Here is a 21,401-nt window from a genome sequence, read left to right as displayed (position 1 = left end):
CCGACGCCTTATCGACGTGCCGCGCAGCGACCGACGATAAGTCTCTGGGTGGGCGCGAACCTCTCTGTCAGGAGAGTCGACGCTGATCGTGCGCGAGGCGCGCACGCAGTCCGGTGTGGATCGACAAGTAGGTCTCCGTCTCGCGTCCGGTCAGGGCGGCGAGGTTGGTGAGCAGGCGGTCGAGGTGATCGACGACCTCGCGGGGGTCGGTGTTCTGCCGCGGCGTCACGGCCACGTGCAGCACCGGACGCTGACGGATGTCGTTGGCCGTGACCTGCGTCGAGAGGATCTCGTCCCGTGTCGCCAGCGAGTTCTTCACGGCATCCGACACGAAGGACTCGGTGACCGTGACCCGACCGAGGGGATTCTGCGCACCCGACGAACGGAAGACGGTCTTCGAGCGGCGACCCGCGATGCTGGTCAGCGCCAGGATCAGCAGCACGACGACGACGAGGATCGCGGCGACGACGCCGACGGCGACCCATGAGAGGTTGCCGCCCGCGATGGCGGACGCCGCGATCGCCTGGTCGAGCCAGGAGCGCGTGTCCTCTCCCGCCGACGTCCAGATGTCGGTCGCAGTGGGCCAGCTCATGATGGCGATGCCGACCGCCCCGAGCCCGAGGAACAGCAGCCCGATGATCAGGAGCAGCGTGCGGTTGAGAGCGCGATTCGTGGTGTTCACAGCTCGTCCTCCTTGGTGTCAGGGCGGTCGATCCGTACCCGTGTTCGGACGCTCCGGGTCAGTCGGTACGTCTCCAGCTCGAGCTCGGCCGCCGACTGCACCATGCTCTTGTCGAGCGGGATGCCGGCGCCGGGGCGCACGGTGACGTCGACGCTGCGGTGGGCGACCCCGACGGTGATGTTCTCGCGTGCGAGTCCCGTCTCCTCCGACAGGTGCTGCGCCAGGGCGCTGGCGATCACGCCGTTGTCGACGACGACCGCACGGTCGCCCGCGTCGAGGGTGTGCTTCGACAGGCGCCCCGGGGTGACGGCGAGCCACACGAAGATCACGCCGAGGAGAACGAGGACCGCGCTCCCGGCGATCACGAGGCCGGCCGGCTGAGCGGTCGGAAGGCCGATCAGCCATCCTCCTGCGGCGGCGGGCCCCAGGAGGAGCGCGGGCTGGGCGGCGAGACTCAGCACGATCTCCAGCCCGATGTAGACGAGCGCCAGGATCAGCAGGATGACGGCGACGAAGGTCGCGACGGTGCGCGGCGAGTGCGTCTCGCGTCGGACGACGCGGCGCAGGACCGGGGTGCTCATCGCACTCGTCTCCTTTCGGGGATGGCGGCACCGGTGATGGTGAGGTTGATGCGGGTGACCTGACGGCCGAGGATGCCGGAGAGCCGCTGCTGCAGCTGCTCCTGCAGCTGACGTGCCCGGTCGAGGACCGGCGGACTCTGGGAGATCGCGGCGGTGTCGTCGAGATCGGGCACGGGAAGCGGCGTCGCGATGCGGACGGCGATGCCTCCGGGGTGTTCGGCGACATCGACCTTCACGTCACCGCGGGGCACGCCGATCAGGGTTGCGGACGCCTGCTCGGTGACCGTGCGGTACACGCGCTCTCTCACGTCGATGCGGCCCGGGACGGTGTCCCCTCCGGTGGCGACCCCCGCGGGGCCGCCACCGGGGGCGATGTGCTGGTCGACGCGCATCAGGAGGTGCGCCGCCCTGTGAAGGCGTCGGCGAGCCCGCGAACGTCGATCTTGCCGGAGGCGATCCGGCCGACGATCGCGCCGATGCCGGCGAACAGGGCCATGAGGAGGAATCCCCAGAACCCGAACAGCAGCGCCGCGAGAGCGAGGAGGGCGCCGATCAGGGCGCCGGTGACGGTGGGACTCATGAGACGCGCGACTCCTCGTTCTCCTGGTTGTCGGTTCCGGGCACGTGCACGTCGTTGACCTCGACGTTGACCTCGACGACCTCGAGGCCGACCAGTCGACTGATGGCTCCGGCGACGGCGGCGCGCACGTTGCCCGCGACCTCCTGGATGGGGGCGGGGTACTCGACGACGATGGTCAGGTCTGCGGCGGCCTGGGTCTCGCCGACCTCGACCTTGACGCCCTGGGCGAGGTCGGTCGCGTTGATCACGTCGCGGATCGCACCGAAAGCGCGTGCTCCGCCGCCGCCGAGCGCGAACACACCCGGGACCTCACGGGCGGCGATGCCGGCGACCTTGGCGACCACGCCGTCGGCGATGACCGTCTTGCCTGCGGCATCCGAGTCCGCGGGGATCCGGGACGTCGAGAAGCTCGAGGACCGGTCCACGCGGGAGGCGGAAGCGGGCTTCGACGCGGTCGCGGTCTGGGCCAGCTCCTTCTCGGCGGGAGCGGCGGGGGTGTTCTGGTCCTGGTTTGCCATGACGGGTCCTATCTCGATCTGAAGACCGGTCGCCCGCCCCTCTGGGGCTTCGACCGGGAGCGAGATCCTCGCTCACAGGTAAGACGGACACACCTGTCGATTCGTCACGAAATGTTCTGAACCTTTCGACCCCCGTGCCGTTTCCTCGGATGCTGCGCTGGATCGACCCACGACTTGACACTGCACCGAGGTGCAGGCTCGACGATGAGGGCATGACCGAATCGACGACGCTCCGCGTGATCCGCATCTCCGCCCTCTACGACCTGGTGATCACCGCCGGTTTCGCCCTGCCATGGACGGCGGTCCTCGTCTTCGGTGGTCTGGCGCAGGCTCATGAAGCGCTCGGACTCACGGGCATCACGCCCTCGCCGGATGACGTCTTCACCGTCATGTTCGCGAACCTCATGGGTTCGATCGTGGTGGTCTGGGCCGTGTTCCGGATCCTCCGGCCCACGATCGCCGCCGGCGTCGCCGACACCACCGCGCGCCTGCTGTTCTCGGTGGGGATGGCGACCGCCCTCCTGAACGGGGCCACCGCCTTGACCGGAGTCCTGCTCGCCCTCGAACTCGCTTGGGCTGTCGTCCAGGGCGGCGCCGTCCTCGCGCATCGGCGCCGGGCGACGGCATCCGTTTAGAGTGTGCTCGTGATGATCAGCGAGCTCGCAGCGCAAGCGGGCGTGAAGGTATCGACCATCCGATTCTACGAACGCGCAGGCCTGCTGCCGGCGGTGAAGCGCGCGGCGAACGGCTACCGCGAGTACGACCTAGACGACGCGCGCCACGTCCGTTTCCTGCGGCGCGGGCAGGAGCTGGGGTTCGCCCTCACGGAGCTCAGCGCGTTCGCCGCCCTCACCGGTGGAGCGGTCCCGGCATCGATCGTCACCGAGCAGGCGCTGTCGAAGGTCGATGACATCGATCGACGCATCGCCGACCTCCAGCGCACCCGGGCCGCGCTACTGGTGATCGCCGAGCGCCCCGTCATCGATGCGGACGCCGCCTGTCCGGTGGTCGAAGCGCTCGGCGGGTCGCTCCCCGCAGCTCTGCCGTCGACCCGGTCTCTGTGAGACGGGGCCGGAACTCCGCGCTGGCCGCGCCCCATCCGTCCCGCGGTCCGCGACGAACAGGAGGTATGCGCCTCCTCCGATCGTTCGCTTCCGTCGTCGCCGTCGCCCTGGGGCTCACCGCCTGCAGCGCGACGCCCGCGCCGGATGTGTCGCCGACGCCCGGGAGCGGGCCGCTCGTCTCGTTCTACGGAGATTCGTACACGCTCGGGACCGGCGCCAGCGACCCGTCTTTGCGCTGGTCGACGATCATCAGCGAGGGCCGCGGGTGGCGCGAGTTCAACCCGAGCGTGAACGGACTCGGCTTCGTCAACCACCGCTCGGACTTCGACGAAGACGACCTTCCCGAGCAGATCATCGAGTCCGAGCCCGACATCGTCTTCGTCACGATGGGCCTGAACGACAACTTCAGCTATGCCCAGCGCGCCGACCTCATCCGCAAGACGATCACCACCGACCTCACCCGGATCCGCGACGCACTGCCCTCGGCACGGATCATCGTCGTCGAGCCCTTCTGGTACACCGAAAGACGACCGGAATCCGTGGAGACCATCATCGCCTGGGTCCGGGCCGCCGCCGCCGAGATCGACGCGGACTGGATACCGGGCGCGAGTCGCTGGCTCGACGGTCATTACGCCGGCTCGGAGGACAGCTGGATGGCGTCCGACGGCCAGCATCCCTCCAACGTGGGCTACCAGCACATGGCAGAGCAGATGGATGCTGCGCTGACGCAGCTCGATCCGGCGCTGTGATCACGCCGGCTTCGCGGCCAGCGGCTCGAGGCGGGCGATCTCCTCGTCCGACAGCGGAGCACCGTCGAGAGCGCGCAGGGAGTCCTCCAGCTGGCGGACGCTCGACGCACCGATCAGCGCGCTGGTGACCGCCGGGTCGCGCAGCACCCACTGGATCGCCAGCTGAGCGAGGGTCTGGCCGCGCGACGAGGCGATCTCATTCAAGGCCTTCGCCCGATCGAGGTACGCCTCCGAGATGTTCGACTCGGTCATCCATCGTCCGGTCGCCGCACGGGAGTCGCTCGGGATGCCCTTCAGGTAGCGATCCGTGAGCAGTCCCTGATCCAGCGGGGAGAAGGCGATCGCGCCCGTGCCGAGCTCGGTCAGGGTGTCGAGCAGACCCAGCTCCTCGATGCGGCGGTCGAACATGTTGTACCGCGGCTGGTGGATCGTCAGGGGAACACCCTCGACGCGGAGTGCCGCCGCAGCAGCCCGCGTCTCCTCCGGCGTGTAGTAGTTCGAGATGCCGGCGTACAACGCCTTCCCCTGCCGGACGGCGGTGGCGAGCGCACCCATGGTCTCCTCGATGGGCGTCTCGGGGTCGGGCCGGTGGGAGTAGTAGATGTCGACGTACTCGAGACCGAGGCGCTGCAGGGACTGATCGAGCGACGCGACCATGGTCTTGCGCGAGCCCCATTCGCCGAACGGCCCGTCCCACATCTGGTAGCCCGCCTTCGTCGAGATGATGAGCTCATCGCGGTAGGGCTGGAAGTCGAGCTGGTGGATGCGACCGTAGTTCTGCTCGGCGCTGCCGGCCGGCGGACCGTAGTTGTTGGCCAGGTCGAAGTGGAAGACGCCCAGATCGAAGGCGCGGCGCAGGATCGCGCGCTGCGTCTCGAACGTGCGGTCCTCGCCGAAGTTGTTCCACAGGCCCAACGAGACGCGCGGCAGGATCAGTCCGCTCCGCCCGGATCGGGCCGTCGTGATCGAGTCGTACCTGGTCGGCTCAGCGGTGTACGTCATCGTCCTGCTTTCTGGGGGAAGGATTCGAGTCCACTATTCCAGCCTCAGCGCGCGGCGAGCGCGAGGGCCATCCGATCGACGGCCTGCTCGATGATCGGGCGGGGCGTCGCGAAGACGAAGCGCATGAATCCGATGCCGGCCGTGCCGGTGGCGGATCCGTCGGTGAGGGCGACGCCGGCCTTCTCGCGGAAGAACTCGGCCGGCTGCGCGCCGAGGTCGAGCGCTCTCGCGTCGAGCCAGCCGATGTACGTCCCCTCGGGTGCGCGGTAGGAGATCTCCGGGATGCGCGCGGCCAGCGCCTCGCCGAGGAACCGGCGATTGCCGTCGAGGTAGCCCTTGACGTCGGCGAGCCAGGCGCGGTCGTCGCGGTAGGCGGCGGTGTTCGCGATGACGCCGAGGTTGCTCGCGCCGTGCGAGGCCATCATCCCGATCGGCTCCCAGACTGCGCGGTCGGCGTCGTTGCTCAGGATGATCTGCGCCGTCTTCAGGCCCGGGAGGTTCCAGGCCTTGGAGGCAGACGTCGCGGTGACGGTGTGAGCGGCGGCGGCATCCGAGATCGAGGCGTAGGGGATGTGAGACGCCGGGGCGTAGACGAGCGGCGCATGGATCTCGTCGGAGAACACCCGCCCGCCGTGACGCTCGACGACCTCGCTGACGGCGAGCAGCTCCTCGCGCGTGAAGACGCGACCGACCGGGTTGTACGGGTTGCAGAGGATCAGCAGGCCGGCCCCGGCACGGAACGCCGCGTCGATGCCGTCGAGATCGAGCGTGTAGCGCCCATCGGTCACCGTCATCGGCACCTGGATGACCTCGCGCCCTGCCGCGGGCGGCACCGAGAGGAACGGCATGTAGGCGGGCGTCGGAACGATGATCGGAGAGCCGGGGCGCGAGAAGTGCTCCATCGCGAGCTCGAGGCCCTGGATCACGTCGGCGATCGGGTGGACGTCGGATGCCGGCACAGCCCAGCCGTACATGTCACGCAGCCAATCCGACGTGGCCTCCGACATCTCGTCGGAGAGGGCGGTCGGAAGGTATCCGAAGATGCCCTGGTCGACGGCCGTGTGCAGTGCACGGGAGATGCCGGGTGCGACCCCGAAGTCCATCTCGGCGACGAAGGCGCCCACCGCGTCGGGGAACATCGACCACTTCAGCCCGCCGATGCGACGAAGATGCTCGACCTCGATGGCGTCGAAGGCGGAGGCGAGAGACATGGGGCTCCTGTCGTTGCGCTGGCGGGGGTGCGTGCTCCCTCCATCTTCGCCCGGTTCTCAGGGGGTGGGCTCGGCTGCGATCATCTCGTCGTACCCCTCGACGTACGTCGGGTAGTCGAGATCTCCGAGCAGAGACAGCAGCAGCGACCCGTCGTGCACGAGCCCGGTCGCCTCGGCCGACGGGTCGCCCGGCGGCGCGTCGACGCCGAGCCGGAACGCGATGTGCGCGACGACGTCTCCCAATGGCGCCGGCGCCTGATCGACCGCGTGGACCAGGGCGGGCGGCTCCGGCATCCGCAGGAGCAGATCGAGTGCGCGTACCAGATCCACCTCGTGGATGCGGTTCGTACGGCGGCGGTGGTTCACGGGCTTGTGCTCGCGCACCTGACGGAGCAGGAACCCTCGGCCCGGGCCGTAGATCCCGCTCGGCCGCACGACCACCGCCGAGAACAGCTCGATCGCCGCGCGCTCCCCGTCGTACAGACCTCGGGAGCGATCGGATGCCGGCACGGGCTCGTCCTGCTCGGTGATCGGGTGATCGGATGCCGTCGCCTCGAAGACCCCCGTCGACGAGACGAACACGGTGCGATCGGGAAGGGAGGGCAGAGCGTCGCGGAGGTGGGTCAGGGCGATGCGGTACCCGTCGACGCCTCCCGGCGGCGGAAGCGTCACGACCATCGCGTCGACCGCAGGCAGAGGCTCGGTCAGCGGGACCGACAGATCCGCGCGGATGCCGGTGACGCCCTCCGGCAGGTCGTCGTCACTGCGCCGCAGCGCGAACACCTCACTGCCGTCGGCGACGAGCCGGTGAGCGAGACCCCGCCCGAGCTTGCCGAATCCGACGAGGAGCGTGCGGCGGGGAGGCGCGAGGCGGGCGGAGGAGTTCATCGCTTCAATCTGTCACACGATCGCGGACCCCCGACGTCGCCGCCGCGATCGCGCAGGCCATCTCGAGTTCCATCCCGCCGGCGCCCCGGCGCTAGACGAGTTCGCGTGAGTCCGTAGTTCCACCGATGTGCACGCCTCCCGGTCGGAGAAGACTGACGGTCGGACCGCTCCCGCACGCGCGCGGGGTGGGCACGACCGAGAGGAACAGACCATGAAGAACATCAAGAAGCGCGCCGCCGGCGCCGGGGCCGTCGTCGCACTCGCGGCCGCGCTCCTCCTCGTACCCGCTGGAGCCGCCAACGCGGCGAACAGCTACGTGTACCAGGGCTCCTGCGGCGCGGGTTGCTTCAAGTACAGCAACGGCGCCCAGAGCGCCTACATGGACAGGTGGATGGGAATGACCTTCCACCTGACCAGTCAGGTGCCGTACTAGGGGAGTCGCCGCTCCAGCACCTGGCCGGGCCACGCGTTGGGCTCCTCGCCCACGGCGAAGGTCCCCGCCCGGGTGTACCCGCAGGCTTCGTAGAACCGCACGAGGTCGCCGGACCCTCCGGCGTAGCAGTCGACTCGAAGCAGGTCGACGCCCTTCGCGGCCGCGCGCTCGTCCGCGAGGGCGAGCAGCCGGCGTCCGACGCCCTTCGCCCGTGGATCCCGCGAGCCGATCAGCACCCGGACATAGAGCTCCGGCTCGACGGCAGCCGGGACGTAGTCGACGGCGTCGCCGAGCGCGATCAGCCCGCAGACTCCGATCTCCGGATGCTCGACCACCCAGCTGTCGTCGCCGGAGCACCACTCCTCGGCCCGCGCCTCCCAGCGGGGCGTGCCCGAGACCGGCTCGGTGCCCCACTGGCCGGTGTTGCCGATCGAGACGAACCAGGCGATCGCCTCGTCGAACAGACGCAGCACGGCGGCGGCATCCTCCGGCGCAGCCCGGCGGAGCGGCAGATCAGTGACAGCAGAAGTCATCTCTCGATCCTAGGAAGGTCTGCGCGCACCCTGGGCCCGGAGCCTACTGGCTGTGGTCCGCGACGCTCTTGAACCCGCGCAACCGCAGGCTGTTGCCGACGACGAAGACGCTGGAGAGCGCCATCGCCGCGCCCGCGAGCATCGGGTTCAGCATCCCGAGGGCCGCGACGGGGATCGCCGCGACGTTGTAGGCGAAGGCCCAGAACAGGTTGGTCTTGATGGTTCCGAGCGTCTTGCGAGACAACCGGATCGCATCGACCGCGCTGCGCAGATCGCCGCGCACCAGGGTGATGTCGGATGCTTCGATCGCGACATCCGCTCCTGTGCCCATCGCCAGACCGAGGTCGGCCTGCGCGAGCGCCGGGGCGTCGTTGACGCCGTCGCCGATCATCGCGACGACCTTGCCCTCGCTCTGAAGGCGGCGGACGACGTCGACCTTGTCCGCAGGCAGCACCTCGGCGATGACCTCGTCGATCCCGACCTCGGTGGCGATCTGCCGTGCGACCGCCTCGTTGTCTCCGGTGAGCAGGACCGGGGTCAGACCGATCGCCTTGAACTGCGCGATCGCCTCGGCACTCGTCGGCTTGACCGTGTCGGCCACGATGAGGATGCCGCGCGCCTGGCCGTCCCAGCCCACGGCGACGACCGTCTTGCCTTCGCTCTCCGCGCGCGCCTTCGTGGATGCCAGCTCGTGACTCAGCTTCAGCGACCACTCGGCCAACAGGGACTCGCGGCCCACCAGCACCGCGTGCCCGTCCACGACGCCCTGCACGCCCTTGCCCTCGATGTTCGCGAAGTCCTCCGGGGCGGCGAGCGCACCGACTTCCTGCGTCGCGCCCTTGGCGATGGCCTGCGCGATGGGGTGCTCCGAGGCATCCTCCAGCGCGCCGGCCAACCGCAGCAGGTCCGCGCGGTCCACACCCGGCTCGACGACGACATCCACCAGGGTCATCTTCCCGCTGGTGACGGTGCCGGTCTTGTCGAGCACGACCGTGTCGACCATGCGCGTGGATTCCAGCACCTCCGGACCCTTGATGAGGATGCCCATCTGCGCGCCGCGACCGGTGCCGACCAGCAGCGCCGTCGGCGTCGCCAGCCCCAGGGCGCACGGGCACGCGATCACGAGCACGGCGACTGCTGCCGTGAACGCCGCCGTCACCGGGAAGCCGGCTCCCAACCAGCCCCCGAGTGCCGCGACGGCGATAACGATCACGATCGGCACGAAGACCCCGGAGATCCGGTCGGCGAGGCGCTGCACCTCGGCCTTGCCGGTCTGCGCGTCTTCGACGAGCCGGGCCATCTGCGCCAGCTGCGTGTCGGATCCGATCCGCGTCGCCCGCACCACGAGTCGTCCCCCGACGTTCGTGGTGGCACCGGTCACCGCATCCCCCGAGGCGACCTCGACGGGGACGGACTCCCCGGTGAGCATGGAGGCGTCGACCGCCGACGTGCCGGAGACCACGACCCCGTCCGTGGCGATCTTCTCGCCCGGACGCACGATGAACTCATCGCCCACGCGGAGGTCCTCCACGGGGATCTTGCCCTCGATCCCGTCGCGAACGATCGAGACCTCCTTGGCGCCGAGCTCGAGCAGCGCCCGCAGAGCGGCCCCGGCCTGCTTCTTCGAGCGCTTCTCGAAGTAGCGCCCGGCGAGGATGAACATCGTCACGCCCGCGCCGACCTCGAGGTAGATGTTCGCCGCACCGTCGGACGGCGCCAGCGCGAACTCGAACGGATGCGTCATCCCCGGCGTGCCCGCCGTGCCGAAGAACAGCGCATACAGCGACCAGAGGAACGCGGCCGAGGTGCCCATCGAGATGAGCGTGTCCATCGTGGCCGCACCGTGCCGAAGGTTCATCCAGGCCGCCCGGTGGAACGGCCACGCCGCCCAGACGATCACCGGTGCGGCGAGCGCGAGCGACGCCCACTGCCAGTACGTGAACTGCAGAGCGGGGATCATCGCCATCGCGATCACCGGAACGGTGAGGATGATCGATCCGATCAGCCGATTGCGCAGCGAACGCAGCTCCGGGTCCGCCTCGTCGGCGTCACCGGTCTTCTTCTTGTCGCCCTTCGGCGCGGGCAGGACGGCCGTGTACCCGGTCTTCTCCACCTCGGCGATCAGTGCCGCGGGGTCGTACCCCTCCGGCACCGTGACCTTCGCCTTCTCGGTCGCGTAGTTGACCGTCGCCGTGACGCCGTCGAGCTTGTTGAGCTTCTTCTCGATCCGCATCGCGCACGAGGCGCACGTCATCCCGCCGATCTCCAACTCGACGCCGGCGCCGGCGGTCTGGGGGGCTGTCGTGCTCATGAGTGGTCTCCGTGTGCCGCGTCGACGACGAACTCGGCCGTGTGCACCACGCCGTCGACCTGGAAGTCCAAGTACAGCAGGTAGTGTCCGGCGGTCGGGGCTTCGGCGAAGAACACGATCTCCGGTCCCGACGTGTCGCCGGCCTCGGGCTCGTCCCCCTCGGCGTGCACGTGCAGGAAGGCGAGATCGCCCTCGCGCAGAGCCACGAGGTGACCGAAAGCCCCCAGGTAGGGCTCCAACGTCGTGACGGGTTCGCCGTCACGCGAGATGGTGATGGCCAGTTCACTCGCAGACCCTGCCACCACGTCTCCTTCGAGGGAGACGGTGAAGCCGTCGACCTCGGAGGCCACGCTCGGCTGCGTCTCGACCGGAACGAACTCGCCCGCCACCTGCACGGTGCGCGAGAGGGTCAGGTTCGCCGCGTCCGCGCCGCCCGGCGTGAAGTCGGCGAACACGCGGTACGTTCCCGCCGCCTCCCACTCCCACGGCAGCGACCATGTGCCCGTCGCCTCATCGAGCAGCGGGTGCACATGCTGGAAACCGCTCCCGTCCGAGCGCGCGACGATCAGGTGCAGATCCTTGTCGTGAGCCGTCGTGTAGTCGGTCACCGCCTCGCCGGCGGCATCCTGGATCTGGAAGCGGAGCTCACCGGCCTCGCCCACGGTCGTCGGCGCTTCGATCGGCGACAGGACGTACCCGTCGATGCTGAGCGCCAGACCCTTCAGCGCAGTGGCGACGGATGCCGATGCGGATGCCGTCTCCCCGGACTCGTGTCCCTCGTCATGCCCGTTCATTTCGCTTCCCTTCTGCCATCCGGCGACCACGTCGTCGGGAACCACCGCTGCGGCGATGCCGAAGGCTCCGCCGAAAGCGACGATCAGTCCGAGCCCGTACAGGGCGAGACGTGCGCCGGTCTTCATGACGCGCGTACCGCCGAGTAGCCGGCCTCCTTGACCGCCGCGAGAATCTGCGCGTCGTCGATCGCGTCCGAGGCGGTGACCTCCAGCAGCCCGGTCTTCGCACTCACCTGAATGCCTTCGACTCCGGCGACCTGTCCGACCTCTTCGCGCACCGACATCTCGCAGTGCCCGCACGTCATGCCCGTCACCTGGTACTCGTTCGTCGCCATGTCATCCTCTTCTCGTCTTGGGATACCCCTGCTGGGTATTTGTTCCAACCGTATACCCCACCCGGGTATTCCGCTACTCTGAACGTAATACCCCCCTGGGGTATTACCGCATCTCGCCCGGACCGCCGGGCCACCCTTCAGGAGGAATCACCATGTCCCACCCACCCATAACGCCGGCGAAGCGCTGGCTCGGCCTCGTGCTGATCGCCATGGCGCAGTTCGTCGTCATCATGGACACCTCGATCATCGGCGTCGCTCTTCCCGACATCCAACGGGAGCTCGGCTTCACCCCCGAGTCGTTGTCGTGGGTCTTCAACGCCTACGTGGTCGCCTTCGGCGGCCTGCTCCTGCTCGGCGGTCGCCTCGCCGACGTCTTCGGCGCCCGCAAGATCTTCGTGCTCGGCTGGATCGTCCTGATCGCCGGGTCGATCCTCGCCGGCGCCGCCGGCACTGTCGGACTCGAGATCACCGGCCGCGCCATCCAGGGGGCCGGCTCCGCACTCATCGCCCCCGCCGCGCTGACCCTGCTGATGATGCTCTTCGGCGGCACCTCCGACCTGCCGAAGGCGTTCGCGGTGTACGGCGCTGCGGCCCCGATCGGTGGGACGGCCGGGGTCTTCCTCGGCGGCGTGCTCACCGAGTACGTGAGCTGGCCGTGGGTGTTCTACGTCACCGTCCCGATCGCGCTGTTCGTGCTCGCCTTCACGGCCACGTCGCTCCCCCGGACCGTCCGCAAGGCATCGGGATCGATCGACATCGTCGGCGCGATCACCGTCACCGGCGGACTCGCCGCGGTCGTCTACGCGGTGGTCAACGCGCCGGAGGTCGGCTGGCTCACCTGGTCCACCCTGGGCCTGCTGAGCGGAGGCCTCGTCCTGCTGGTGATCTTCTTCCTCGTCCAGGCGCGGAGCCGCAACCCGCTTCTTCGGCTCGGGCTGCTGCGCACTCCGCTGCTCGGAGCGGCCAACGGCGCACAGCTCCTGCTGGGCGCGGCGTGGGTCTCGATGTGGTTCTTCCTGAACCTCTACCTCCAGCAGGTGCTGGGCGCGAGCGCCTTCGCCGCCGGCGCCGCACTCCTCCCGATGACCGGCCTCGTCGTGCTCGTCATGGTCGCTCTCGCACCACGGCTGCAGGGGAGGTTCGGTGCGAAGGCGCTGATCGTCAGCGGTCTTCTCCTCCTGGCGGCGGGGCTCGCCTGGCTCGCCTTCGTCCGACCGGACGGCAACTACGTCGTCGATGTCCTGCCCGCCTCGCTCGTGGCCGCCCTCGGCATGTCGCTGGCCTTCGTCCCCTCGCTCGGCACGGCCATCAACGCCGCACCGCCGGCGGAGACGGGCGTGGCCTCGGGGCTCGTGAGCACCAGCTACCAGATCGGTTCCGCACTCGGCCTCGCCGGCCTCACGGCCGTCGTCTCCGGAATCTCCGGCACGGATCCTTCTCGCGTGGAACTGACCCAGGGATACTCCGCGGCATTCATCGGCGCCGCGATCCTCGCCCTGGTCGGGGCGTTGGTCACCGCGATCGCGATGAGAACGCCGCGGGTGTCCACGCACACGACAGCGCACTCCGTCCCGGCCTGACGGCCGGGACGATCGACGGGCTGGTCCCGCGTCAGATGCGACGCGGGCCCGGCCCGTCGACGCCCAGCGCGTCCTCGGGGTTCAGCAGCCGGCAGGCCTTGAGCGAGAGACAGCCGCAGCCGATGCAGCCGGTGAGCTCGCGTTGCAGATGGTCGAGCTGAGTGCGGCGCACTTCGAGCTGCGCACGCCAGAGCTGGGCGACCCGTCGCCAGTCGCGCTGCGAGGGCGGATCGTCGAGCGGCAGGCTCTGGAAGACCTCCTGCACGTCGCTGAGCGGGATGCCGAGCCGTTTCGCGACCACGATCAGCGAGATCCGCCGCAGCATGTGCCGGCGGTATCGACGCTGATTCCCCGGGGTGCGCGTCGACGCGATCAGGCCGAGCTGCTCGTAGAAGTGGAGAGCGGATGCCGGCACTCCGGTGCGCTGCGTCACCTCGCCGATCGCCAGCAGATCATCGGGTTCCAGAGACATCTCGACCCTCCTCTTGACCTCAAGCTTACTTGAGGTCATAGCGTGACGAAAGGTCGCCGGCAGTCGGCGCCGCGGAGGCCGTCAGCCTCCCCCGATGCCGTGAAGGAACGATCGATGACGCAGACCCCGCAGAAGACCGCAGCCGGCGGCACCTGGCGCGAACTCCTGGGCAGCCGCTACGCCCCCGTCGCCTCCGTGCTCGCCGGAGGCGTGCTGCTCGAAGCCAGCAACGTCTATCTGACGACCAGCCTCCTCCCCACGATCGTCGGCGAGATCGGCGGCGCCGAGTTCTACGCGTGGACCATGATGACCTTTCTGCTGGCCTCGGTGGTCAGCTCGATGCTGGTGAGCAGGATCCTCACGCAGCAGGGCGCCGTGCGGGCCTACCTGCTGGCGTTGGGACTGTTCGCGCTCGGCTCGCTGCTGTGCGCCGCGAGCCCGTGGATGTCGGCATTGCTCTTCGGCCGTGCGGTGCAGGGTCTCGGCGGTGGGCTGCTCGCCGGCCTCGGCTACGCCCTCATCCAGCGGGCACTGCCCGAACGCCTGTGGGCACGAGGCGCCGCCCTGGTCTCGGCCATGTGGGGCGTCGGCAACATCGTCGGCCCCGTGGTCGGCGGTGTCTTCGCCCAGCTGGATGCCTGGCGCGTGACGTTCGTCGGACTCGCGGTGGTGTCCGCACTCATCGGCATCGTCGTGGTCCGCGCGCTTCCGCGCACCGCACGGGGCCGGTCGAGCGAGTCGCTCCCCTGGCTCTCGCTCATCCTCCTGTCCGGCGGTGTCGCCGCCGTCGGGATCGCGAGCGTGGTCCCGGCGGGTCTCGGCACGGCGATCGCGCTGGTCGTCGGCGTGGCGCTGGGCATCTGGTTCCTGCGCCAGGAGAAGCGCGGCAGCCGCGGCATCCTCCCCCGCGTGACGTTCGCGCACGGCTCCTCGCTCGGATGGGTGTACCTCACGGTCGCCGTGCTCGCGTTCGCGATCGGCACCGAGGCGTTCATCCCGCTGTTCGGCCAGGAGATCGGCGGGCTGGCACCGTTCGTGGCCGGACTCCTCGGAGCAGCCCTCTCGCTCGGATGGTCGATCACCCAGGTGTTCACCGCCAATGCCTCCGGCATCCGCTCGCGCCGGGCGCTGATCACCCTGGGCCCGCTCGTCGTCGCCCTCGGCCTCGCCGCGTACGGCCTGCTGCAGCACGAGGGCCCGTCGGTGCTCGTCATCGCGCTGTGGTTCACGACTCTCTTCATCGCCGGAGCGGGCATCGGCTTGGGCTTCCCGCACCTGACGGTCGCGGCGCTCGGCAGCACCTCGGGCGAGGAGGAGGGCGCCAAGGCTGCCGCGGCGGTGAACACCGTGTTCATCATCGCCAGCGCGTTCAGCGCGGCGATGGCCGGAGTGCTCGTCAACCTGGCCATGCCCGACATCGTCGGATCGGCCCGCCTGCTCATGCTGGTGTTCGCCGGCGTCACGGTCATCGGGGTCTTCATCGCGCGCGGCGCCAGCTGGGGCATCGGACTGAGGTCCGACGACGAGCAGCCGACCGACACGACCGCACATTGAAGGGGAAGGACGTCATGACGATGAACAGCCAGGTCACCGTGATCGGCCTCGGGAACATGGGGTCGGCGATCGCACGAACGTTCCTCGACCGCGGATACCGCACGACCGTCTGGAACCGGACGGCGAGCAAGGCCGAGCCCCTGGCGGCGGCGGGAGCCTCGGTGGCGGAGACCGCGGCGGATGCCGTGGCCGCGAGTCCGCTCGTCGTCATCTGCCTGCTCGATAGCCCTGCCGTCGAGGCCGTGCAGGAGACGATCGCGGATGCTGTCGCCGGCCGCGCCCTCGTGAACGTCACCAGCGGCTCGCCCGCTCAGGCGCGGATCAACGCGGACTGGGCGCACGCGCAGGGGGCGACGTACATCGACGGCGGGCTCATGGGAGACCCGCCGTACATGGGGACGCCGACCATGATGCTCTCGTTCAGCGGCGACCCGGACGCCTGGAAGGCACAGCGGTCTACGCTCGAGGCGCTCGGAACCGTCGCATACTACGGCGAGGACCCTGGGCTGGCCGGCGTGGAGTTCCTGGCGCAGGTGGCAGTCGGCTACGAGTTCCTCATCGGGCTCCTGCACGCCTTCGACCTCGTGCGCGCGGAAGGCGTCGACGTCGCGGCCTTCGCGGAGAGAGTCGCCGGCACGATCGGCGGATACGCACCGCTAGTGAACGCCTTCGGCACCGCCGTCGCGAGCGGCGAGTACGGACCCGATCTCGGCTCTCTCGACGTGCAGGCCGCTCTGATGGACGACCTGATCAGCCACCGGGAGACCCTCGGCGTCGACGCGGTCCGCATGCGCGAGGTCAAGAGGCTGATGGACCGGCGCATCGCCGACGGCCACGGCGACCAGGGCTTCTCGAGCCTGTTCGAGGTGCTCGGAGAAGAGAGAGCGGAGTGAATCGCGCCAGCCGTGTCGATGCGCTCAGCGCGTGGCACCGGAGCCGCCGTACCGTGCGACGAGGGCGCTGCCGATGGACGCGAGATGTTCGCGAACACCGGAGGGCTCGATGATGTCGAGCCATTCGACCAGTCCGGCGAGAAGTCCTGCGAGTCCGTATTCGCCGGGCCCGCGGATCACGACGGAGATGCGTCCGTCGGCGTCGGCTCCTCGGATCTCGAGGTTGTCGCCGACGGCGACTCTGAGATAGTCGAGACCCTCGGGCTCGCAGGTCGCGAGGATCTCGACGGGCGACGACCGCCTGACGTCGATGTCGGCCGCGATCTCCTGCCAGCTTCCGGAGAGATCGACGCCGTCGGGGATGATGACGGCTGCTTCGGTCACCACGGCGGACGAGACCCGATCCATCCGGAAGGTGCGCCGACCGGTCTCCGTATACGCGACGAGGTACCAGGATGAGCCCTTGGCGACGATGCCCAGCGGGTGGACGATTCTGTCGGATGCCGCTCCGGAGCTGTCGACGTAGCCGAGTCGCACCTGCACGCCGCGGATCGCGGCATCCTGCAGGTCGTCGAGGAATGGAGGGCGCGGCCGCTCGGTGCGCGGAGACCCCCACGGCTGGGAGTCCAGGATCAATGACGACGCCGCGGCCTCGGCCTCGTCCCGGAACGACTCCGGAAGGGCGCGCACGAGCTTGCGGAGCGCAGACCTCACGGCCGGAGTCGCCGTCGAGGCCGGGCCGGCGACGAGGAACAGGGCGCGGGTCTCGCTCGCGGTGAGCCCGGAGAGATCGGTGCGGCCGCCGCCGAGGAGCCGCCAGCCGCCGGCTCGGCCCTGGATCGAGTAGACCGGAACGCCGCTCTGACCCAGCGCGTCGAGGTCGCGACGCGCGGTGCGCTCCGAGACCTCGAGCTCGGCGGCGACCTCGGCGGCCGTCACCTGCTCGCGCCGCTGGAGCATGAGGAGGATGGCCACGAGTCGGTCACTTCGCATAGGGACGACTTTTCCAGATGAACCGGTCATCAGGTGACCTGTTTACCTCCCTAGCGTGAAGAACATGAACACACTCACTCCCTCCCTCTCCTTCCCTCAACCGACCCTGATCGCCGTCAACGGCGTGACCCTCGAGGTCTTCGAAGCCGGCCGCGAGAACGCCGGCCGACCCATCGTGCTGTGCCACGGCTGGCCGGACCTCGCCTTCACCTGGCGGTACCAGGTGCCCGCGCTGGTCGCCGCGGGCTACCACGTGATCGCTCCGAACCAGCGCGGCTTCGGAAACTCCTCGCGCCCGAGCGAGGTCACCGCCTACGACGTCGCGCAGCTGGCCGGCGATCTCGTGGCCCTGCTCGACCACTACGGCTACGAGGACGCGACCTTCGTCGGTCACGACTGGGGCGCGATGGTCGTGTGGAGCCTCACCGTGCTGCACCCGACCAGGGTGAACAAGGTGATCTGCCTGAGCCTGCCCTACCCCGCGCGCGGTGAGCGGCCGTGGCTCGAATTCATGGAGGAGGTGCTCGGCAGCGACTACTACTTCGTCCACTTCAACCGGCAGCCCGGCGTCGCCGACGCCGTGCTCGACGCGAACACGGAGCGATTCCTCCGCAACCTGTACCGCCGGAACGAGCCGCTCCAGGCTCCACAGCCCGGGAACGCGATGATCGAACTCGCGCTGACCGACTCGCCTCACGGAGAACCCCTGTTGAGCGCAGACGAGCTCGCCGTCTACGTCGCCGCCTTCGAGAAGACCGGGTTCACGGGCGGCATCAACTGGTACCGCAACTTCGACCGCGACTGGCATCTGCTCGGGGACGTCGATCCGATCATCCACCAGCCCGCGCTCATGATCTCCGGCGATCGCGACCCTGTGGCGCCGTCACCGAACCTCGCGGAGTTCGTGCCGAACGTCGAGGAGGTGCACCTCGACAGCGGCCACTGGATTCAGCAGGAGCAGGCGGAGGCGACCAACCGCGTCATCCTCGACTGGCTGTCGCGCGGAGCCTCCTAGGCTGTCCCCATGACCCCCGAACCGACGGATGCCGCATCGCGACGCGTCGTCTTCCGCCGGTTCGGGGGGCCCGAGGTGCTGGAGATCGAGCGCCGTGCGGTGCCTCGCTCCGCACCGGGCGAGGTCCTGGTGCGGGTCGCCGCGGCCGGCGTGAACCCCGTGGACTGGAAGCTGTTCAGCGGCGAGCCGATGCACGACCCGTACGAGCGGAGTCTGCCGTCGGGCAACGGCTACGACTTCTCCGGCACGATCGAAGCGCTCGGCGATGACGTGAGCGGGTGGCGCGTCGGCGAGCGGGTCTTCGGCGGTCTGCGATACGAGGCGCAGGCCGACCACCTGGTGATCGACCCCGACCTGCTCGTCCGCGTGCCCGAGGGACTCTCGCTCCTCGTCGCGGGAGCACTCAACGTCGTCGGGCGCACCGCCGTCGCGAGCGTGGAGTCACAGCGGATCGGCGAGGGCGACGTCGTGCTCGTGAGCGGTGCGACCGGCGGTGTCGGCATCCTCACCGCGCAGCTCTGCGTCCTGCGCGGTGCGCGGGCGCTCGGGACGGCCAGCACCCGCAACCACCCGCTGCTGCAACGGCTCGGCATCCACCCCCTCGCCTACGGCGACGACCTCACCGAGGCGATGCGCGCGGCGGCGCCCGACGGGCTCACCGTGGTGCTCGACACCGTCGGCCACGGGACCGTCGACCTCACCCTCTCGCTGGGCGTCCCCGCGGATCGGATCAACACCATCGCCGACTGCGAGGCGCGATCCCGTCATCCGGTCCGCGGCGTCGGCGGGGCGGAAGCCGGCGGGCCGGAGCTCGCGATGATCGCGCAGCTCCTCGCCGACGGCAGGATCGAGCTTCCGATCGACTCCGTGCATCCGCTCGAAGATGTGCGTGCCGCGTATGCGCGATCGATCGAAGGCCACGCGACCGGCAAGATCGTGATCACGACAGCGCCGGTCGCGGAGGCCGACGAGATCGACTGACCTCTGCCTCAGTCGACCAGCGCCCCGGCGGAGAGGTTGACCACGGTCCCGGTGATGGATCCTGCACGATCCGACGCGAGGAAAGCGGCCATCTCCGCGACCTCCGAGAGAGTGGGCAGGCGCTTCAGAAGCGTCCCCTGCGCGAGCTCTTCGGTGAGGAAGCCCTGGACCGAGCGCCCGCCTGCCGCGGCGAACTGTTCGAACAGGGCTCCGGTGTAGGACCCCGCGGCCGGAGCATCGATGATCGCGTGCGGGCGGATGCCGACGACCCGGATGTTGCTCGCCGCCAGCTCGGCCGCGAGCAGGCGCGAGAACGCCTCCTTGCCGGCCGCGCTGACGCCGTGCCCGAGGATCCCAGGCGCCGTGAGCTTCGCACCCGGCTCGGACAGCGTGAGGATGACGCCAGGGCGTTCATGCCCCATGTGCGGCGCGACGGCCTTGCTGGTGATGAACAGCATCCGCAGGAAGCCGTCGATCGGCTGCAGGAAGGCCTCCACCGAGAGATCAGCCAAGCCCGTGCCCTGATCGTGCGGAACACTCACCGCATTCATGACGATGTCGATGCCCCCTTCGGTCGACGCGACCTGAGCGGCGTGCCGCTCGACCGCCTGCTGATCGTGCACGTCGAGCTGAGCGGTCGCGACCGTACCGCCCTCGGCCGCGATGCCCTGTGCCACGGCGTCGAGCCTCGCCGGCGTCCTCCCGGCGAGGAACACCCGGGCGCCCTCGCGGGCGAACACTCGCGCGGTGGCGGCGCCGATGGCTCCGGCGCCGTAGATCACGGCGGTCCTGTCGGTGAGCAGCTGATCATTCATGGGCGTGCCTTCCTGTCCGGTGTTGTTTCGCTGATTCATGCGCTGGTGGGGAGTCATCGACGGCCGTTGCCGACGATCTCGATGTCGCCCTGTCCTGTGCGTGCGCGGATCGCGCTGTCACTGTCGGGGTCGACGTCCACATCGATCCGCTCGTCTCCGGCGCCCGCCTCCGCGGTCACGTCGTACGATCCGTCGGGCAGACCGATCTCGATGCGACCGGAGCTGACGGTGGCGTCGATGCTGTCGGGAACGCTCGCGAAGTCGAGCGAGACCTCCCCGGAGGCGACATCGACGACAGCCTCCGACAAGCCGCTCACACCGGCCAGTTCGACGTCGCCGCTCGCGATCCGAAGGTTCACCGTCCCGACCTCGATGTCGCGCGCGGTGAGCGAGCCGCCGCCGATCTCGATCTCGAGGTCGAAGCCGTCCGGGATGGTGATGTCGTAGGAGACCTCGCAGCCGGAGTTGAACTGCCCGCTGCAGTCGGCCTCGATGACGATGCCGTCGGCGCCGGAGGTCTCCCGGATGGTCGGCTCGGTGATGCCTCGTCGCGTCGTCCGATCGACGATGATCTCCGTTCCTGTGCCGTGGCGCAGGACCACATCACCGCTGGAGACGTCCAGCCGCAGGTGCTGCTGCTCGATCGGCAGTCGGATCTGGTCGTGCGTCGTGGACACCGCCGGCAGGACGGTGACCAGGGTCAGGCCGGCCGCGACGAGCACGATCGCCCCGAGGGCGCCGAGAAGCACCATCCGACGGCGACGTTTCGGTGCGACGGTGAGACCGATGCGGTCGGTGGCGACCGGGCGGGGTTCTCCGCGCCCGGCCCGCACGGTGAGTGCGAGCCCGACGACGATGATCGCGAGCGCGACGACCTCGGTCGGCCGGGATTCGACGACCCGTGCGACGCCCATGAGCGAGGCGCCGGCGACGAGCATCCACCCCGGGAGTCGCCGGGGGTTCGGGCGGAGGATCAGGAGGACCCCGAAGACGGCGAGTCCGGTGAACAGCAGTGCAGGGCCCACCGTGTAGAAGATCAGATCCATCGGTGCGGCACTCCGGATCGTGTCGAACATGCGGTCGACGGCTTCGGCGTCGCCGCCGCCGAGGTGGACGACGACGAAGTCGATGACGAACTGGCCGGCCAGCGCCAACGCGCCGGCCGAGGTCAGCACGAGCGCTGTCCGGCTCGGCCAGGTCGGATGCCGGTCGACGAACAGACTGTGCAGTGCGACGCCTGTCGGCAGCATCGCGAGGCTTCCGGCGAGGAAGAACAGATGCGACAGGGTCCAGAACCCGGGCAGGATCATGAGCACCACGCCCGCAAGAAGCAGGAACGGACCGATGATCATGGCGGCGGCGCGCACGGCGCCGACCGGCTCACGACGGGGTCGATGTGGTGGTGGGCGAGTGATTC

Annotated in this window: 25 protein-coding genes; 9 read left to right on the top strand and 16 right to left on the bottom strand. The window is 69.4% G+C overall.

Annotated elements, in window-relative coordinates; genetic code table 11:
- Positions 1-67: 67 nt before the first annotated feature.
- From ABD648_RS13940 to ABD648_RS13920, 5 genes are read right to left on the bottom strand one after another with little or no spacing between them, the layout of a single operon-like run.
- Positions 68-682 carry a hypothetical protein gene (locus ABD648_RS13940; RefSeq protein WP_282215550.1) on the bottom strand — a complete coding sequence of 205 codons (615 nt, stop codon included), beginning with the start codon at positions 680-682 and terminating at the stop codon, positions 68-70.
- Positions 679-1,263 (bottom strand): Asp23/Gls24 family envelope stress response protein, encoded by a 585-nt coding sequence (locus tag ABD648_RS13935; protein WP_282215549.1) that lies wholly within the window; start codon positions 1,261-1,263, stop codon positions 679-681. Before ABD648_RS13935 ends, ABD648_RS13940 begins: the two co-directional genes overlap by 4 nt.
- Positions 1,260-1,655 carry a hypothetical protein gene (locus ABD648_RS13930; RefSeq protein ID WP_282215548.1) on the bottom strand — a complete coding sequence of 132 codons (396 nt, stop codon included), beginning with the start codon at positions 1,653-1,655 and terminating at the stop codon, positions 1,260-1,262. The genes ABD648_RS13935 and ABD648_RS13930 overlap by 4 nt, the downstream gene beginning before the upstream one ends.
- The gene (locus ABD648_RS13925; protein ID WP_116633630.1) at positions 1,655-1,843 is read right to left on the bottom strand and encodes a DUF2273 domain-containing protein; all 189 of its coding nucleotides are present in this window, start codon (positions 1,841-1,843) and stop codon (positions 1,655-1,657) included. Before ABD648_RS13925 ends, ABD648_RS13930 begins: the two co-directional genes overlap by 1 nt.
- A complete protein-coding gene (locus ABD648_RS13920) occupies positions 1,840-2,361 on the bottom strand; it encodes an Asp23/Gls24 family envelope stress response protein (RefSeq protein ID WP_282215547.1) in 522 nt (173 codons plus the stop codon). Before ABD648_RS13920 ends, ABD648_RS13925 begins: the two co-directional genes overlap by 4 nt.
- Positions 2,362-2,573: 212 nt before the next feature.
- On the opposite strand from ABD648_RS13920, the gene ABD648_RS13915 reads away from it, so the two are divergent.
- The 3 genes from ABD648_RS13915 to ABD648_RS13905 all read left to right on the top strand — a co-directional run bounded on the left by ABD648_RS13915 (position 2,574) and on the right by ABD648_RS13905 (position 4,174).
- Positions 2,574-2,996 (top strand): hypothetical protein, encoded by a 423-nt coding sequence (locus ABD648_RS13915; RefSeq protein ID WP_282215546.1) that lies wholly within the window; start codon positions 2,574-2,576, stop codon positions 2,994-2,996.
- A 12-nt stretch (positions 2,997-3,008) separates the two neighbouring features.
- Positions 3,009-3,425 carry a MerR family DNA-binding transcriptional regulator gene (locus ABD648_RS13910; protein ID WP_282217551.1) on the top strand — a complete coding sequence of 139 codons (417 nt, stop codon included), beginning with the start codon at positions 3,009-3,011 and terminating at the stop codon, positions 3,423-3,425.
- A gap of 65 nt (positions 3,426-3,490) precedes the next feature.
- Positions 3,491-4,174 carry an SGNH/GDSL hydrolase family protein gene (locus ABD648_RS13905; protein ID WP_282215545.1) on the top strand — a complete coding sequence of 228 codons (684 nt, stop codon included), beginning with the start codon at positions 3,491-3,493 and terminating at the stop codon, positions 4,172-4,174.
- Here ABD648_RS13905 and ABD648_RS13900 read toward each other — a convergent pair whose 3' ends face one another.
- Genes ABD648_RS13900 through ABD648_RS13890 form a run of 3 tightly spaced genes read right to left on the bottom strand, consistent with a single transcriptional unit; the run spans position 4,175 to position 7,275 of the window.
- The gene (locus ABD648_RS13900; RefSeq protein WP_282215544.1) at positions 4,175-5,176 is read right to left on the bottom strand and encodes an aldo/keto reductase; all 1,002 of its coding nucleotides are present in this window, start codon (positions 5,174-5,176) and stop codon (positions 4,175-4,177) included.
- Positions 5,177-5,220: 44 nt separating this feature from the next.
- Complete coding sequence (locus ABD648_RS13895) at positions 5,221-6,387, bottom strand: MalY/PatB family protein (protein WP_282215543.1); 1,167 nt, start codon at positions 6,385-6,387, stop codon at positions 5,221-5,223.
- A 57-nt stretch (positions 6,388-6,444) separates the two neighbouring features.
- Positions 6,445-7,275 carry a Rossmann-fold NAD(P)-binding domain-containing protein gene (locus ABD648_RS13890; protein WP_282215542.1) on the bottom strand — a complete coding sequence of 277 codons (831 nt, stop codon included), beginning with the start codon at positions 7,273-7,275 and terminating at the stop codon, positions 6,445-6,447.
- Between the two features lie 211 nt (positions 7,276-7,486).
- On the opposite strand from ABD648_RS13890, the gene ABD648_RS13885 reads away from it, so the two are divergent.
- The gene (locus ABD648_RS13885) at positions 7,487-7,708 is read left to right on the top strand and encodes a hypothetical protein (protein WP_282215541.1); all 222 of its coding nucleotides are present in this window, start codon (positions 7,487-7,489) and stop codon (positions 7,706-7,708) included.
- On the opposite strand, the gene ABD648_RS13880 is transcribed toward ABD648_RS13885, so the two are convergent.
- Genes ABD648_RS13880 through ABD648_RS13865 form a run of 4 tightly spaced genes read right to left on the bottom strand, consistent with a single transcriptional unit; the run spans position 7,705 to position 11,681 of the window.
- Positions 7,705-8,241, bottom strand: a complete 537-nt coding sequence (locus tag ABD648_RS13880) for a GNAT family N-acetyltransferase (RefSeq protein ID WP_282215540.1) — start codon at positions 8,239-8,241, stop codon at positions 7,705-7,707. The genes ABD648_RS13885 and ABD648_RS13880 overlap by 4 nt on opposite strands.
- A gap of 43 nt (positions 8,242-8,284) precedes the next feature.
- The gene (locus ABD648_RS13875) at positions 8,285-10,552 is read right to left on the bottom strand and encodes a heavy metal translocating P-type ATPase (protein ID WP_282215539.1); all 2,268 of its coding nucleotides are present in this window, start codon (positions 10,550-10,552) and stop codon (positions 8,285-8,287) included.
- The gene (locus ABD648_RS13870; protein ID WP_282215538.1) at positions 10,549-11,472 is read right to left on the bottom strand and encodes a heavy-metal-associated domain-containing protein; all 924 of its coding nucleotides are present in this window, start codon (positions 11,470-11,472) and stop codon (positions 10,549-10,551) included. Before ABD648_RS13870 ends, ABD648_RS13875 begins: the two co-directional genes overlap by 4 nt.
- The gene (locus ABD648_RS13865) at positions 11,469-11,681 is read right to left on the bottom strand and encodes a heavy-metal-associated domain-containing protein (protein ID WP_282215537.1); all 213 of its coding nucleotides are present in this window, start codon (positions 11,679-11,681) and stop codon (positions 11,469-11,471) included. Before ABD648_RS13865 ends, ABD648_RS13870 begins: the two co-directional genes overlap by 4 nt.
- 152 nt (positions 11,682-11,833) lie before the next feature.
- Between ABD648_RS13865 and ABD648_RS13860 the strand changes: the two genes are divergently transcribed.
- The gene (locus ABD648_RS13860) at positions 11,834-13,261 is read left to right on the top strand and encodes an MFS transporter (protein WP_282215536.1); all 1,428 of its coding nucleotides are present in this window, start codon (positions 11,834-11,836) and stop codon (positions 13,259-13,261) included.
- 31 nt (positions 13,262-13,292) lie between these two features.
- Here the strand turns inward: ABD648_RS13860 and soxR are convergent, their stop codons facing one another.
- Positions 13,293-13,733 carry a redox-sensitive transcriptional activator SoxR gene (gene soxR, locus ABD648_RS13855; protein WP_282215535.1) on the bottom strand — a complete coding sequence of 147 codons (441 nt, stop codon included), beginning with the start codon at positions 13,731-13,733 and terminating at the stop codon, positions 13,293-13,295.
- A gap of 114 nt (positions 13,734-13,847) precedes the next feature.
- On the opposite strand from soxR, the gene ABD648_RS13850 reads away from it, so the two are divergent.
- A complete protein-coding gene (locus ABD648_RS13850; RefSeq protein WP_282215534.1) occupies positions 13,848-15,287 on the top strand; it encodes an MFS transporter in 1,440 nt (479 codons plus the stop codon).
- On the top strand, positions 15,230-16,180 hold the full coding sequence (locus ABD648_RS13845) for an NAD(P)-dependent oxidoreductase (RefSeq protein WP_344709779.1): 951 nt from the start codon (positions 15,230-15,232) through the stop codon (positions 16,178-16,180). Before ABD648_RS13850 ends, ABD648_RS13845 begins: the two co-directional genes overlap by 58 nt.
- A gap of 24 nt (positions 16,181-16,204) precedes the next feature.
- On the opposite strand, the gene ABD648_RS13840 is transcribed toward ABD648_RS13845, so the two are convergent.
- Positions 16,205-17,173, bottom strand: coding sequence for a helix-turn-helix transcriptional regulator (locus ABD648_RS13840; protein WP_282215532.1), 969 nt, complete (start codon positions 17,171-17,173; stop codon positions 16,205-16,207).
- A 64-nt stretch (positions 17,174-17,237) separates the two neighbouring features.
- On the opposite strand from ABD648_RS13840, the gene ABD648_RS13835 reads away from it, so the two are divergent.
- Together ABD648_RS13835 and ABD648_RS13830 are read left to right on the top strand one after the other, a co-directional pair.
- Positions 17,238-18,188, top strand: a complete 951-nt coding sequence (locus ABD648_RS13835) for an alpha/beta fold hydrolase (RefSeq protein ID WP_282215531.1) — start codon at positions 17,238-17,240, stop codon at positions 18,186-18,188.
- A 9-nt stretch (positions 18,189-18,197) separates the two neighbouring features.
- The gene (locus tag ABD648_RS13830; protein ID WP_282215530.1) at positions 18,198-19,169 is read left to right on the top strand and encodes an NADP-dependent oxidoreductase; all 972 of its coding nucleotides are present in this window, start codon (positions 18,198-18,200) and stop codon (positions 19,167-19,169) included.
- A gap of 8 nt (positions 19,170-19,177) precedes the next feature.
- Here the strand turns inward: ABD648_RS13830 and ABD648_RS13825 are convergent, their stop codons facing one another.
- Together ABD648_RS13825 and ABD648_RS13820 are read right to left on the bottom strand one after the other, a co-directional pair.
- Positions 19,178-19,984, bottom strand: coding sequence for an SDR family NAD(P)-dependent oxidoreductase (locus tag ABD648_RS13825; RefSeq protein ID WP_282215529.1), 807 nt, complete (start codon positions 19,982-19,984; stop codon positions 19,178-19,180).
- A 53-nt stretch (positions 19,985-20,037) separates the two neighbouring features.
- On the bottom strand, positions 20,038-21,351 hold the full coding sequence (locus tag ABD648_RS13820) for a DUF4097 family beta strand repeat-containing protein (RefSeq protein ID WP_282215528.1): 1,314 nt from the start codon (positions 21,349-21,351) through the stop codon (positions 20,038-20,040).
- Positions 21,352-21,401 lie beyond the last annotated feature (50 nt).

The organism is Microbacterium luteolum, assembly GCF_039533965.1.
Taxonomy (GTDB): Bacteria; Actinomycetota; Actinomycetes; order Actinomycetales; family Microbacteriaceae; genus Microbacterium; species Microbacterium luteolum.
This window is presented reverse-complemented; position numbering and strand designations above follow the sequence as displayed.

Excerpts from the sequence above, each read along its gene's own strand:
- ABD648_RS13935 (WP_282215549.1), bottom strand. The coding sequence starts at position 1,263 with ATGAGCACCCCGGTCCTGCGCCGCGTCGTCCGACGCGAGACGCACTCG.
- ABD648_RS13930 (WP_282215548.1), bottom strand. The coding sequence starts at position 1,655 with ATGCGCGTCGACCAGCACATCGCCCCCGGTGGCGGCCCCGCGGGGGTC.
- ABD648_RS13925 (WP_116633630.1), bottom strand. The coding sequence starts at position 1,843 with ATGAGTCCCACCGTCACCGGCGCCCTGATCGGCGCCCTCCTCGCTCTC.
- ABD648_RS13920 (WP_282215547.1), bottom strand. The coding sequence starts at position 2,361 with ATGGCAAACCAGGACCAGAACACCCCCGCCGCTCCCGCCGAGAAGGAG.
- ABD648_RS13915 (WP_282215546.1), top strand. The coding sequence starts at position 2,574 with ATGACCGAATCGACGACGCTCCGCGTGATCCGCATCTCCGCCCTCTAC.
- ABD648_RS13910 (WP_282217551.1), top strand. The coding sequence starts at position 3,009 with ATGATCAGCGAGCTCGCAGCGCAAGCGGGCGTGAAGGTATCGACCATC.
- ABD648_RS13905 (WP_282215545.1), top strand. The coding sequence starts at position 3,491 with ATGCGCCTCCTCCGATCGTTCGCTTCCGTCGTCGCCGTCGCCCTGGGG.
- ABD648_RS13900 (WP_282215544.1), bottom strand. The coding sequence starts at position 5,176 with ATGACGTACACCGCTGAGCCGACCAGGTACGACTCGATCACGACGGCC.
- ABD648_RS13895 (WP_282215543.1), bottom strand. The coding sequence starts at position 6,387 with ATGTCTCTCGCCTCCGCCTTCGACGCCATCGAGGTCGAGCATCTTCGT.
- ABD648_RS13890 (WP_282215542.1), bottom strand. The coding sequence starts at position 7,275 with ATGAACTCCTCCGCCCGCCTCGCGCCTCCCCGCCGCACGCTCCTCGTC.
- ABD648_RS13885 (WP_282215541.1), top strand. The coding sequence starts at position 7,487 with ATGAAGAACATCAAGAAGCGCGCCGCCGGCGCCGGGGCCGTCGTCGCA.
- ABD648_RS13880 (WP_282215540.1), bottom strand. The coding sequence starts at position 8,241 with ATGACTTCTGCTGTCACTGATCTGCCGCTCCGCCGGGCTGCGCCGGAG.
- ABD648_RS13875 (WP_282215539.1), bottom strand. The coding sequence starts at position 10,552 with ATGAGCACGACAGCCCCCCAGACCGCCGGCGCCGGCGTCGAGTTGGAG.
- ABD648_RS13870 (WP_282215538.1), bottom strand. The coding sequence starts at position 11,472 with ATGAAGACCGGCGCACGTCTCGCCCTGTACGGGCTCGGACTGATCGTC.
- ABD648_RS13865 (WP_282215537.1), bottom strand. The coding sequence starts at position 11,681 with ATGGCGACGAACGAGTACCAGGTGACGGGCATGACGTGCGGGCACTGC.
- ABD648_RS13860 (WP_282215536.1), top strand. The coding sequence starts at position 11,834 with ATGTCCCACCCACCCATAACGCCGGCGAAGCGCTGGCTCGGCCTCGTG.
- soxR (WP_282215535.1), bottom strand. The coding sequence starts at position 13,733 with ATGTCTCTGGAACCCGATGATCTGCTGGCGATCGGCGAGGTGACGCAG.
- ABD648_RS13850 (WP_282215534.1), top strand. The coding sequence starts at position 13,848 with ATGACGCAGACCCCGCAGAAGACCGCAGCCGGCGGCACCTGGCGCGAA.
- ABD648_RS13840 (WP_282215532.1), bottom strand. The coding sequence starts at position 17,173 with ATGCGAAGTGACCGACTCGTGGCCATCCTCCTCATGCTCCAGCGGCGC.
- ABD648_RS13835 (WP_282215531.1), top strand. The coding sequence starts at position 17,238 with ATGAACACACTCACTCCCTCCCTCTCCTTCCCTCAACCGACCCTGATC.
- ABD648_RS13830 (WP_282215530.1), top strand. The coding sequence starts at position 18,198 with ATGACCCCCGAACCGACGGATGCCGCATCGCGACGCGTCGTCTTCCGC.
- ABD648_RS13825 (WP_282215529.1), bottom strand. The coding sequence starts at position 19,984 with ATGAATGATCAGCTGCTCACCGACAGGACCGCCGTGATCTACGGCGCC.